This is a genomic window from Arthrobacter terricola, from assembly GCF_004354015.1.
GTDB classification, from domain to species: Bacteria; Actinomycetota; Actinomycetes; order Actinomycetales; family Micrococcaceae; genus Arthrobacter; species Arthrobacter terricola.
Window position 1 is genome coordinate 24,320 of sequence record NZ_SMRU01000008.1, and the last position, 12,627, is coordinate 36,946.

Consider the following 12,627-nt stretch of genomic DNA (forward strand, 5'->3'; position numbering starts at 1 on the left):
GGACTTAGCGAGCCCGCTCAACGCGAGACTCGTCCCAGACGGGTTCGGCGGATTCGTAGACCTTGCCGTCGGAGCCGAAGACGAGGAAGCGGTCGAATGATTTCGCGAACCAGCGGTCGTGGGTGACGGCGAGTACCGTTCCCTCAAACGCATCGATGGCGCGTTCCAAGGCCTCGCCCGAGTGGAGGTCCAGGTTGTCCGTCGGTTCGTCCAGCAGCAGGAGCGTCGCGCCGGAAAGCTGCAGGAGCAGGATCTGGAAGCGGGCTTGCTGGCCGCCGGAAAGGGACTCGTACTTTTGCTCGGCCGAGCCGACGAGCCCGTAGGAATCGAGCGCGCCGGACGCTGCTTCGCGGCCCAGTCCCGAACGGTGTTCGTCGCCACGGTGCAGAATATCCAGGAGTGTCCGGCCCATCAGGTCAGGGCGCGAGTGGGTCTGCGCGAAGAAGCCCGGACGGATCCTGGCTCCGAGTTTCACGGTGCCTTCGTGCGGCACTTCGGCGATCTCGACGTCGGAAACGGGCAGGTGCTCGCGCTCCGGATCGGTTCCCCCGGACGCAAGCAAACGCAGGAAGTGGCTCTTGCCCGAGCCGTTCGAGCCCAACACGCCCACGCGGTCCCCGAACCAGATTTCGGTCGAAAACGGCTTCATGAGACCCGTGAGTTCGAGCTTTTCGGCAACCACCGCACGCTTCGCCGTCCGGCCGCCGCGCAGGCGCATGTTGACGTTTTGCTCGAGCGGCAGCGCCTCGGGCGGACCGGCTTCCAGGAACTTGGCGAGGCGGGTCTGCGCGGCCTGGTATTTGTTGGCCATGTCGGACCGGAATGCGGCTTTGGTCTTGTACATGTTGACGAGTTCCTTGAGCTTCACGTGCTCCTCGTCCCAACGTTTACGCAATTCCTCGAAGCGCGCGTTGCGGTCCGCGCGGGCGTCAACATAGGTGCCGAATCCGCCACCGTGCACCCAGGCGCCGGCGCCGTTGATTCCGGGTTCCAGCGTCACGATGCGCCCCGCGGCGTTGTTGAGCAGCTCGCGGTCGTGGCTGATGAAGAACACAGTCTTCTTGGATTCGTTGAGCTTGTTTTCAAGCCAGCGCTTGCCCGGAACGTCAAGGTAGTTGTCCGGTTCGTCGAGGAGCAGGAGTTCATCCGGTCCGGAGAACAGCGCTTCAAGCACCAGTCGCTTTTGCTCGCCACCTGAAAGGCTCGACGCCGGGCGGTGCTGCGCGCGGTCAAATGGAAGGCCCAGCGCTGCCATGCAGACCTCGTCCCAGACGGTCTCGACGTCGTAACCGCCTGCGTCGCCCCAGTCCACGATCGCTTGGGCGTACCGCATTTGGGTGGGCTCGTCGTCGTACTCCATCATGGCGAGTTCGGCGTCGTCCACCGCCTTGGCGGCCGCGGCGAGGGCGGGCGGCGCGGCGGAGACGAGGAGGTCCCGCACGGTGGATTCATCGCGGACCTGGCCGACGAACTGGCGCATGATGCCCATGGCGCCGGAGCGGCCAATGACGCCTTCATCGGGCGTGAGATCGCCGGCGATGATCTTGAAAAGTGTCGTCTTTCCGGTTCCGTTCGGCCCGATCAGCGCGGTTTTGCTGCCGTCCGGCACCTTGAAGGTCACACCGTTAAGCAGCTGGGTGCCGTCGGAGAGGAAGTAGTCGATGCCGGAAACGTCAATATGGGCCACACGTTCAATCTTCCCATGGACCACAGGCGGGTTGCCCGCGGCGGCTCACTCGCGAGGATCCTGCGCCGTGCCCACCGGACCGGTGAGGTAGCGCTGGATGGTCGGCGCCAAGGCATGGACGACGACGGCGTGCGGCGCCGAAGCGAGCGGCTCCAGTTTGATGAGGTACCGGGTCAGGATGAGTCCGGAAAGCTGCGACGCCACGAGGTTTCCGCGCCAGGCGGCTTCGTCCGCGGGCACGCCCAAACCCGTCAGGAGGGGACTGATGGCCCGGTTGACGATGAACTCGCGGACGAGCGACGCGCTCCACTCGTGTTGCATGGCTGTGCGCAAGACCGCGACGCCGGCTTTCCCCGCCGATGAGTCCCACACCGTCAGGAAGCGGGTCAGCAATCGTTCGCCGATTCCGTTCGAGGGACCGTCGAGGATGGCCAGGACATGTTCCTTCGGGTCGACGGGCAACTCGAGGGCGGCCATGAACAACTGTACCTTGGTCCCGAAATGGTGGTTGATCATGGCAGGATCCACCCCCGCCTGAGCGGCGATGGCCCGGACCGTTGCGGCGTCGTAGCCTTTGCGGCTGAATTCTTCGCGGGCTGCGCGCAGGACGGCCTCTCGGCTACTCACTTGGCCGGGCCGGCGTCCCCTGGTCACGCCGGGTTTCCGCTCGACGGGGCCTTCCTGCGCGCAAATTCAGGTGCGTGCTCGGGACGCGGCCCGAAGGCGATCATGAGCGCCGGAAGTTTCGAAAGCCAGGGAACGCGGCTGACGACGGACAACAGCCGACTCGGCGGAGCCGCCAGTTGGCCCTTGACGGCCGGGCCGAAGACCACCTTTTGAATGAGCAGTTGGGCGGCCTGGATCACCACGGTGGGGAACCAGCGGCGCTTTTGGACCAAAGCAAGATCGGCCTCGCTCAGAGTGCCCCGAAGGAGCGGGCCTGCGATGCGTTGGGCAGCGGCGACCGCGTCTTGGATGGCCAAGTTGATTCCGACGCCACCGGCCGGGGACATGGCGTGGGCTGCGTCGCCGATGAGGAGGAGGCCTGGTTTGTGCCAACGGCCGATCCGGTTGAGCTTGACGTCCAGCATGTGGAGATCGTCCATGGACCCGATTTCGTCAACGCGGTCGGCAAGGTCCGGGCGGATCCGGGCGACGCGGGCTCGGAAGCTCTCCACTCCTTCAGCCCGCAATTGGGCGTCCTTGCCTTTCTCCGCAATGTAGGCGATTTGGTAGTAGTCCTTGCGGGTGAGGCTCAGCAGCACGTCGCTGCCAGAGAATCGCGGTGTGATGGAGGCCAGTTGCGCTTGTTCGTTGTGATTCCGGGAAACCCTGAACCACCACGTATCGAACGGCACGGGAAACTCGCGGGGAACAAGCCCCGCCTTCTGCCGGAGCACGGAGCTGCGGCCGTCGCACGCTACTGTCAGCCGGGCACGCAACTCTCCCGTTCCCGTCTCGGCTCCGGTTGCCGCGTCCCGGGTTCGGTACACGACGCCGGCGACCTGGCCGCCGTCGTACACCAGGTCCGTGGCCTCGGTGTTCAGGCGGAGGGTGAATTGCGGCTCGTGGCGAGCGGCGTCCACCAGGAAATTGAGGAGATCCCATTGCGGCACCATGGCGACGTAGTCGTACGGTGGCTTGAGGCGCCCGAAGTCGGCCAGGGTGACTTCTCCCCCAGCGGTGGGCAGCCTGAAATTCCCTAGCTTGCTTTGGGGCAGGGCCCGGAATCCTTCGCCGAGCCCCAATTCGTCCAGGAGCCGGATGGTGGACGCGTGGACGGTGTCGCCGCGGAAATCGCGCAGGAAGTCGGCGTGCTTCTCAAGGACGGTGACCTCGACGCCGGCCCGGGCCAGCAAGAGCCCGAGCATCACTCCGGCCGGACCGCCGCCCGCAATGACGCATGTGGTGCTTTCGAACTGCTCCATGGCAACTCCCGAAACTAATTCAACAGGCGTTGAATTAAGTGTGCACCCGGCGGGCACCCTTGTCTAGGTCAGCCGGCCGCCGTCAGGAACGACTTGAGCAGGGGTCCGCTGGTTGTCGCTCCCAGTCCGCCGTCTTCCACGAACACGGCTACTGCCAGGTCGCCGTGAACGGCGACAATCCAGGCGTGCGTCTTTGGCGGGTTGTCCTGCCCGAATTCCGCCGTCCCGGTCTTCGCGCCAACGGGAGCGCCAGGAACGTTCGCGAGGAACCCGGCGTGGCCCGACGTCACGACGGCGCGCATCATGTCGCTGAGCGCGCCTGCTTCGGCAGCGGTGATCGGTTTGTCCGACGGCGGGGCCGCGGGCGAAGAGGGAGTCGACGACGGCGAACCGGACGCCGCGGCTGAATCGCCTGCCGCCGGACTTGCCGAAGCACTCGCTGACGGCGAACCGGCGCCGGGATTCAACACAAGCTGGGGCGACACGGGCGCGCCACGTGCCACCGACCCGGCCATGACGGCCGCGGCGAGCGGAGACAGCAGCACCTTGCCTTGGCCGATCATGGACGCTGCGTGTTCAGTGCCGTCGGCGTTCCCAGGCACGGAGCCCAGGAAAGCGTTGGCGCCGAGCTTCGGGGCCTCGACCGCCACACCCAAGGATGTTGCCGCGGATTCGAGCTGGGCTTGGCTGACTTGGTCGCGCATGCTGATGAACGCCGTATTGCAGGAGTGCGCAAAGGCGTCCCGCAAGGTCACGGAGCCCAAGGAGGACGCCGGGTACCCTTCGGCGTTCTTGAAGGTCCTGCCGTCCACAGTGATGGTCGGAGTGCATTCGACTTTCGAGTCCGGCGTCATGCCGTTGCGGAACATGGCGAGGGAATCGATCATCTTGAACGTCGAACCCGGAGCGTATTGGCCCAGCATGGCAGTGTTGTAGCCGTTGCTGCCCGGGCCGGAAGCGGCCGCGAGCACAGCGCCGGTGGACGGGCGGAGCGCCACGATTGCCGACGCCGGACCGACCCCCGCCAAGGTGTCCTCGGCGAGCTGTTGCAGGCGCGGATCAAGGGTGGTCTTGAGCGGTTCGCCCGCTTTCGTGTCGACGGCGAAAAGCCGGCGTCGCGGGTCCGGCTTAGCGGCCTTGAGCTGCTCGTCGGTCATGCCTTGCGGGCGGGTTTGGATGGTGACCCCGTCTTGTCCGCGGAGCTGGGCGTCGTATTGCTCCTGCAGGCCGCCGCTCCCGACGACGTCACCCGCCTTGAGCGCACCCCCGGCCTTCTCGATTTGCTCGGCGCTTGCCTCGGCCGCGGTGCCAAGGAGGGCGCGGGCAAACGTGCGCGACGGCGCGAGCGGAAGGGTGTCGGGGACACCGCGGGCACCGGGGATTGCCGCGATCTGCTGGTCAGTGATGGTCCTGCCGTCCTCGCGCAGCGTGATGGCGCTGACGAATGCCTGCGGACCTGCCGCCTGGACCTGCTTGACGTACGCGGCTTCGTCCACGCCAACCAGCTGGGCCACCTTGGACGCGGAAGCGGCAGGGTCCGCCGATCCGAGCTGGGTCTTGTCCACCCCGACGTAAACCACCGGACGGTACGTGACCAGCTTGGCGTTGCCTGCCCCGAGGATGTCCGCCCGGGACGGCGAAGCGACCGTCTTTTCCAGGATTTCGCCATCCTTCAGTTCCGGCTCCAAGAGCGCCGGAGCCCACTGCACGGCCCACTTGTCCCCCGACTTTTTCAGGCTGGCTTCCGCTGAGTACTTCCACTCCGCGGTCCCGATCTTCCACGTGTAATTGAGCGGAACGGTGGCCTTGTCCCCGTCGAGCTTCACCGCTCCGCTTTCGACGGCGGGCTTCGCCGGGTCGAGCGCGGCAAACACGGCTTTGATCTGCTCATTCGCCGCGGCGGCGTCCTTGCCCTCCACGGCGAGGGTCCCGACGTCGAGCGCTGCGAGGGACGACGCGAGCTGCTTCGCCGCCCCCTCGGCTCCGGCTCGGCCGTCATCGCAAGCGGACAATGAAGCGGCGATCAGCAGGGCCGCGAGCCCCAGGACAATATTCTTGGTTTTCCCCACCCGCGCCATTATGCCCTCTCGGGCAGACACTAATGTGACACGTTCTCCCAAGCCCCGGCACGGCTGGACCGTTCGGCCGCTTCGAGCACTTCTGTGACGCGCCAGCCGTCCTCGAAGGAAGGGTAGGCCTGTGTTCCGTCAAGGATTGCTTGGAAGAGGTTGCGGATTTCGATGGCTTTGAGTTCGTGGAGGCCGAGGGTGACGCCGGGGAAGGGCCAGAAGGCGGCGTAGTCGCCGTGGCCGGGGCCGAGCGTGACTGTCGTGGTGCCGGGGAAGACGGCTGGTTCCTCGCCCCGCAGGAACAGCTCCACTTTGTAGGAGTCTTGCTGGGAGAAGCGCACGGAGCCCTTCGAGCCGAACACCTCGACGCCGAGGTCGAAGGGGTGTCCGTTGCCGACGCGGCTTGCTTCGATGACCACGGACGCACCGTTGGCGAGCCGCCCCAGGACGGTGGCGACGTCGTCGTTTTCGACCGGAAGCAAAGGCGCGTCCGCCGCGGCCTTTGAACCGTAGGAAAGGGCGCCGGACGCCTCAGGCCGTTGCGGCACCACGGTGGCGAGGTCGCCGAACACGCGCGTGATGGGGCCGCCGAGCGCCTGGACGAGTGAGATGACGTGGGATCCGATGTCGCCGAGGGCGCCCAGTCCGGCTTTGCTCCGTTCGTAGTGCCAGGTGCGTGGCAGGGAGGGATCGGCGTTGGCGTCGACGACGAAATGTCCCTTGATGCTCCAGACGTCACCGAGCGTGCCGTCGTCGATAAGCCGCTTGATGAGCTGCACGCCGGGGTTTCCGAGGTAGGAGAACCCGACGACCGTGCTCACGCCGGCTTCCCGGGCAGCTTCCCACATGGCGCGGGCTTCTTTGGCGGTGATCGCGAGCGGCTTTTCGCAGTAGACGTGCTTGCCGGCGGCGATTGCTTCCATGGCCACTTCGTAGTGGAGCCAGTTGGGCGTGACGATGTCGACGACGTCCACCTCGGGATCGTTGACGGCCTCGCGCCAGTCGCTGGTCCAGCGGGAGAAACCGAGTTGGCGCGCTCCGGATTCTGCGCGGGCGTCGTCGACGTCGGCGAGCACGCTGAGCTCGGGCGCGGCACCGAGTGCCGGGAAAAGAGTGGGGAGGGCGCCGTAGGCGAGGGTGTGCGACTTGGCCATCAGGCCGGCCCCGATGAGGGCGACGCGGAGCCTGCGCGTGGTGTCGGTGGTGGGGCTGATCGTCATCGAACATTCCTTCGTTCCGCCGCCGTTGGCGGCCTGGTCTGCATGCCGGGAATTCCAGCACATTCACATGATAGGACATATTGACAGCAATGTTTAGACCGATCTAAAGTTCAATTCATAAACCCGCAGAATTACCCGCCGCTACCGAAGCAAGGACGCTCGATGAACCAGAAATCCTTCCGATGAGGGTCGGCCTCTACCTCGCATCATTGATGGACCACTCCCTCCGGGACGCGCTCGACAAGGCGCGGAACTGGGGAATCACGGACGCGGAGGTGCCCGCCGGCGGCTTCAATCCGTACGGGCACTGCAATCCGGGAGCCCTCGTCCAAAGCCCCGCAATGCGCGAGGAATTCCTCCAGCAATTCGCGGAAAGCGGGGTTAATCTCGCCATCCTCAATGCGAACAGCAATCCCCTCCACCCGGATCCCGAAGTCCATGTTCCGCACCGCAAGGACCTGCGCGACGCCATTGTGTTGAGCTCGCAGCTTGGCCTGGACCGGCTCAATGCCATGGTCGGCAGCGTAGGTTCCGGACCGGGGGCGACACTTCCCACGTGGTCGCTCGTCCCGTGGGAAAGCGGGCTCCTGGAAGTCCGCGAATACCAGTGGAGCGTCGCCCTTCCGTATTGGAAGGAAACGGCGGCGTTCGCCGAAGACCATGGCGTCAAGCTGGCCCTCGAAATCCACCCGCACATGCTCTGCTACAGCCCCGCGACCCTGGAGCGGCTCATCGATTCCGTGGGATCGGACTACCTGGGCGTGAACCTGGACCCCAGCCACCTTTTCTGGCAAGGCATCGATCCCAACCGCATGGCCGCACGGTTCGCCGGACGGATCTGGCACGTCGCTGCCAAGGACACCGTCCTGGTCCACGAAAACATCGCCGAATGGGGCGTCCTCGACGACCGCTACAGCTACATTCCACCCGAGGAGAACCCCCAGCCCCTCGGCGGACGGTACCTCACCACCCAGCCCCCGCAGGACGGGCCATGGCATTTCGTCGCCGCCGGCCGCGGACACGACGTGCAATGGTGGACCGATTTCCTGGCAAACGTCCGCAAAGCCGGATTCGACGGTGCCGTGTGCATCGAAAACGAGGACTGGGACCTTCCCCGCGAAGAATCGATCCCCATCGCCGCACAGACGCTGCGCGCCGCCGTCGGTATCACGGAACCCAGCCAGTCCCTATGGAAACACCCATGAAAATCACGCTCGACCCCCTGCCCTTCCGCCACCTCCCCATCCCGGAAATGGTCCGTACCGTCGCTGACCTCGGATACGAATGGATCGAATTCTCCCAGCGGGACGATTTCTTCCCGTTCTACCTGCACCCGCGGGCGAACGATGACCTCATCCAGCAACTGAAGAAGGCCCTGAAGGAAACAGGCGTCAAAATCGCCTCAGTGCTCCCCATCCTTCGCTGGTCCAGCCCCGACGAAGACGAACGCCTGGCAGCCATCCGGTCCTGGCAGCGCACCATCGACATCACCATCGAACTCGGCGTAGACCAGATGAACTCCGAATGCTCCGGCCGTCCGGAACAAAGCGAACGCAGCGAAGCCCAATGGCTCAAATCCATGGAAGTCCTCCTGCCCCGCCTCGAGAAGGAAGGAATCAAGCTCAACATCGAGCCACACCCGGACGACTTCATCGAGGACGGCATCGAAGCCGTGCGCATGATCCGCGGGCTCAACTCCCCCAACGTCGGATTCCTGTACTGCGTCCCGCACACCTTCTACCAAGGCCACGATCCCGCGACCATCGTCGAGTACGCCGGGCCGGACCTCAAGCACCTCCACCTCGCCGACTCGTTCGACTACCGCGCCTCGGGCGGACGCCGCTACCTCCTCAACCCGGCCGACACCAACGCCACAGTGCACCAACACCTGCCCTACGGCCAAGGCGAAGTAGACCTGGACGGCTTCTTCGCCGCCCTCAAACGCGTCAACTTCGACGGCATTGCCACAGTCGCGGTCTTCTCGCAGGAGGAGAAAGCCCGCGAGAACTCCATCTGGATGCTGGAAGAAACCAAGCGCCGGCTCGCCTGAGTTCCGGGGCCGATATCCTTTGTGTGACCTTTTGCGTGCCGGCAATGGCCGGCACGCAAAACTCGCGCGACTGCGGGAGATTGTGCCAGCTGAGGAGAGACATGACCGAAGGCCCCCGGAGGGCGACCATGGCCGACGTCGCCGTGGAGGCCGATGTTTCCAAGGCGCTGGTCTCGCTCGTCTACCGCAAGCCGGAAAAGGTCAGCCCGGAACGCCGACGTCGGGTGCACGCTGCCGCCGAAAGGCTCGGCTTCAGGCCCAACTGGGTGGCTAGTTCACTTTCTGCCTACAAGGGCAGCTTCATCGGAATCCTCGTCTCGAACCTGCACAACCCGCTCTTCGCGACCATCGTGGACACCGTCCGCACCGAACTGGATGCGGCCGGCCGGTACGGCCTCATGTCGAGCGCAGTCATCCAGGACCGTGACGGCACCACTCGAACCGACCGGCGCATTGTCAACGCTTTCGAAGACCTCAACGCTTCGGCTTTGTTGGTGGTGGGGGTGACTCCGGACGTTTCGGAACTCCAAAAACTGCGCCCCGACATTCCGATTGTCGTCGCGGCGGCCGCCATCGACGAGCTCCCCCGGGCCGCGTCGGTCCGCAGCGACAACGAGCTCGGGATGCGGGCCGTCGTCGAACACCTCGTGTCACTTGGCCACACGAAAATCGCGCACTTGGGCGGGGCCGGCGGCCCCGCCAGCCAGCGCCGCGCCGAGGCTTATGCGCATGCCATGACGGAGTTCGGGCTCGAAGAGAACATCCACGTGGAATCCGCCGAGTTCGACGAGCAAAGCGGGTTCCTCGCGGCCCAGCGTGTGCTGGATCGGCGGCCGGGCGCCACGGCGCTGGCTTGCGTCAACGACCTCGTGGCGCTCGGCGCGATGAACGCGGCCAGCCAACGCGGGCTTCGCATTCCCGACGACGTCGCCATCACCGGTTACGACAACACCTTCCTCGCCGGGATCGAAGCCATCAGCCTCACATCCGTGGACACCGGCGCCGAAGAGATCGGACGGGTAGCGGCGTCGTGGCTAGTTTCGGACGACGCCATGCCACTGGCCGGCACGGAAATCCTCGTGCCCCCGCGCCTGGTAGTCCGGCGTTCGACCCGAAGCTAGCCGCGTTTCTTAGGCTTCCGGGATCACCATCGCGAATCGTTCCGGACGGGCTACGTCCGGATCGGGTCCGTTGCGCACACCGGTATCCAAGGCGTCGATCGCGGCGAGTTCGTCGGCGCTGAGCTCGAAGCCGAAGACATCGAAGTTCTCGGCTATGCGAGCGGGATTCGTGGACTTCGGAATCGCGGAGCGGCCCTGCTGGAGGTGCCAGCGCAGCATCACTTGGGCGGGTGACTTGCCGTAGGACTGCGCGACGGCGGCAATCGCCGGATCTTCCATGACGTTGCGCCGGTTCTCGCCCCAGCCTGGGTAGAAGGTGATGCCGCCGATCGGTGACCACGCTTGGGTCAGGATGCCGTGTTCGGAGTCCTTCGCCTGGACGTCACGCTGGGCGAAGTAGGGGTGGACCTCGACTTGGTTCACGGCCGGGACAATCGTGGTTTCGGCAAGTAGTTGCTCCAGGTGATGGGGCATGAAATTGCTGACGCCGATGGCCCGCACACGCCCGTCCTCAAGCAACGACTCCAAGGCCTTGTACGCGGCAATGGTCTTGTCGAACCGGTCGGGGGCGGGTTGGTGGAGGATGAAAAGGTCAAGATAGTCTGTGCCCAGCTTGCCGGTGGCCTTGTCCCAAGCGTGCAGGGCGTTCTCGTAGCCGTAATCGCTCACCCAGATCTTGGTCTCAATGAATACCTCGGAGCGGTCCACCCCGGATTGGCGGATTCCCTCGCCGACTTCTTTCTCGTTGCCGTAGGCCGCGGCAGTGTCGATGTGCCGATAGCCAGTATCGAGCGCGGCCCGGACGGCCGCCGTCGTCTCCTCGGGTGGACTCTGGAAGACGCCCAAGCCGAGGGCGGGCATGGTGACACCGTTATTAAGGATCAGTTCCGTAACCATGCCATTCACGGTATTCGGGATTGCCTGCCGGTGGGAGGGTGCGCGGGTACCCCCTTTGGAGGGTGGAATGTTCAATTTATTGAACATCGCCTAAATATCTCCAAATGTTCCATATATCGATCATTTCGCGTAGTTCGCTATATGATCGATATATGGAACATTTGGAGCCAACACCGTTCTACCGGGCCGTCGATGCCGTCTCGTTGGGGCACTCAATCGCAGATGCCCGCAAAGAAGCCGAACTGACACAACAGGATCTGGCGGAACGACTGAAGGTGGCTCGCGGCACAATCGTCCGCTTGGAAGCGGGCGAAGCGGTATCCATGGTGGTGGCCATGCAGGCGATCAGAGCGCTGGGTAGGGATGTCGCTCTTATTCCTCGGTTTTCTAAGCTGCAGGTTCGGCCATGAGCGCCCAGAGAACGTTGGACGTGTTCCTGCGCGGCAGGCGCATCGGTGAGCTGAAGGGAAGCGGTCTTCGCCTATCCTTCCAGTACGACCGTGAAGTTCTGGCGGAATATGGCGCCGGATCGATCTTGCTGTCCCTTTCGTTGCCCTTGAACCGCAGCCGAATCGACGGTGCGCAGGTCTATAACTTTTTTGACGGGCTACTGCCCGAGGGCCAAGTGCGCTCCCACCTGGCCAGAGAAAATGGGCTCGCCGCCCCTGACGCCTTCGGATTGCTTCGCGTGTTGGGGTCAGAATGCGCGGGCGCTGTCCAGGTCCTAACGCCCGGTGAAACACCGGAACGGCATGGTGACGCAGCCTCCATGACGGCTGAGGAAGTCACAGCGGTAGTGGAGTCCTTGCCAACGTGGGACCTGCCGGACGATTTCCTTGTCACGGCATCTCTCGGCGGAGTCCAGTCCAAAGTGCTCCTCACGCAGGATCGGGACGGTTGGGCATGGCCGGTCCGCGGCGCGGTTTCAACCCACATCATCAAACCTGATCCGTTGGAGTCGACCATTCCGGACCTGCTCGCCTCGGAAGACTGGGCATTGAAAACAGCATCAATTGCAGGGCTGCCGGCCGCCAATGCGCACTTGACGGATTTCGGATCCCGCCGCGCCATCGTCGTTGAACGCTTCGACAGGTCGCCTGATGGAACCCGCCTCCATCAAGAGGACTTCACCCAGGCCCTCGCGCTGACTAGCGCGGCGAAGTACGAGGGATCCTCGACGCCGCCATCCAGGCTAACCAAACTGGTGGATGCCGCCAGTTCCCACACCCGCGACGAGACCGAATTCCGCCGTGATCTTCTCCGGGCTGTCAGCTTTAACGTGCTTATAGGCAATGGAGACGCCCATTCCAAAAACTACTCCCTCATCCTGCGTGACGGCGGCGAGGTCCAATTGGCGCCCCTTTACGATGTAGCACCTACGCTGCTGCTGTACGCACCAAGCAACAATGCCGGCCACGCTATCGCCGGCCAGATCAGGCTGAGCTACATCACTCTTGAACACCTAGTCCGCGAGGGGTCAGCCTGGGGCATGGATCCGGACGACGCGAGGCAGACTGCGGCAGCAGCACTTGAATCGGTGGCGGCAGCAGCGGCAAGGATCCAAGCCCCGGAGCCGCTGGGCTTTCTCCAACAGCTCGTCCCTGCCCGCGCCGAGGACCTGCTCAAAGGAAATGCCGCGCGTAGATCATTGTGAG

At 64.5% G+C, this 12,627-nt stretch carries 11 protein-coding genes; 5 read left to right on the top strand and 6 right to left on the bottom strand.

From position 1 onward, the window contains the following. Positions 1-4 precede the first annotated feature (4 nt). The 5 genes from E1809_RS08125 to E1809_RS08145 all read right to left on the bottom strand — a co-directional run bounded on the left by E1809_RS08125 (position 5) and on the right by E1809_RS08145 (position 6,904). Positions 5-1,687, bottom strand: a complete 1,683-nt coding sequence (locus E1809_RS08125) for an ABC-F family ATP-binding cassette domain-containing protein (RefSeq protein WP_133203728.1) — start codon at positions 1,685-1,687, stop codon at positions 5-7. A gap of 45 nt (positions 1,688-1,732) precedes the next feature. Further along, positions 1,733-2,314: a TetR/AcrR family transcriptional regulator gene (locus E1809_RS08130; protein ID WP_205754134.1), complete on the bottom strand. Its 582-nt coding sequence runs from the start codon at positions 2,312-2,314 to the stop codon at positions 1,733-1,735. A gap of 23 nt (positions 2,315-2,337) precedes the next feature. Then, positions 2,338-3,615 carry an FAD-dependent oxidoreductase gene (locus tag E1809_RS08135; RefSeq protein ID WP_133203730.1) on the bottom strand — a complete coding sequence of 426 codons (1,278 nt, stop codon included), beginning with the start codon at positions 3,613-3,615 and terminating at the stop codon, positions 2,338-2,340. 68 nt (positions 3,616-3,683) lie between these two features. Then, entirely contained in the window at positions 3,684-5,684 is a 2,001-nt protein-coding gene (locus E1809_RS08140; protein WP_133203731.1) for a penicillin-binding transpeptidase domain-containing protein, read from the bottom strand. A gap of 29 nt (positions 5,685-5,713) precedes the next feature. Then, positions 5,714-6,904 (bottom strand): Gfo/Idh/MocA family protein, encoded by a 1,191-nt coding sequence (locus E1809_RS08145; protein WP_165962251.1) that lies wholly within the window; start codon positions 6,902-6,904, stop codon positions 5,714-5,716. Positions 6,905-7,086: 182 nt separating this feature from the next. Between E1809_RS08145 and E1809_RS08150 the strand changes: the two genes are divergently transcribed. The 3 genes from E1809_RS08150 (at position 7,087) to E1809_RS08160 (ending at position 10,075) form a co-directional block, all read left to right on the top strand. Beyond that, positions 7,087-8,109, top strand: a complete 1,023-nt coding sequence (locus E1809_RS08150) for a sugar phosphate isomerase/epimerase family protein (protein WP_133203733.1) — start codon at positions 7,087-7,089, stop codon at positions 8,107-8,109. Further along, the gene (locus E1809_RS08155) at positions 8,106-8,954 is read left to right on the top strand and encodes a sugar phosphate isomerase/epimerase family protein (protein ID WP_133203734.1); all 849 of its coding nucleotides are present in this window, start codon (positions 8,106-8,108) and stop codon (positions 8,952-8,954) included. The genes E1809_RS08150 and E1809_RS08155 overlap by 4 nt, the downstream gene beginning before the upstream one ends. Positions 8,955-9,055: 101 nt before the next feature. Then, positions 9,056-10,075 carry a LacI family DNA-binding transcriptional regulator gene (locus E1809_RS08160; protein WP_165962252.1) on the top strand — a complete coding sequence of 340 codons (1,020 nt, stop codon included), beginning with the start codon at positions 9,056-9,058 and terminating at the stop codon, positions 10,073-10,075. Between the two features lie 9 nt (positions 10,076-10,084). On the opposite strand, the gene E1809_RS08165 is transcribed toward E1809_RS08160, so the two are convergent. Continuing rightward, a complete protein-coding gene (locus E1809_RS08165; RefSeq protein WP_133203736.1) occupies positions 10,085-10,972 on the bottom strand; it encodes an aldo/keto reductase in 888 nt (295 codons plus the stop codon). A 152-nt stretch (positions 10,973-11,124) separates the two neighbouring features. On the opposite strand from E1809_RS08165, the gene E1809_RS08170 reads away from it, so the two are divergent. Together E1809_RS08170 and E1809_RS08175 are read left to right on the top strand one after the other, a co-directional pair. Beyond that, complete coding sequence (locus tag E1809_RS08170) at positions 11,125-11,382, top strand: helix-turn-helix transcriptional regulator (protein ID WP_165962253.1); 258 nt, start codon at positions 11,125-11,127, stop codon at positions 11,380-11,382. Continuing rightward, complete coding sequence (locus tag E1809_RS08175; RefSeq protein WP_133203738.1) at positions 11,379-12,626, top strand: type II toxin-antitoxin system HipA family toxin; 1,248 nt, start codon at positions 11,379-11,381, stop codon at positions 12,624-12,626. The genes E1809_RS08170 and E1809_RS08175 overlap by 4 nt, the downstream gene beginning before the upstream one ends. Position 12,627: the final 1 nt, after the last annotated feature.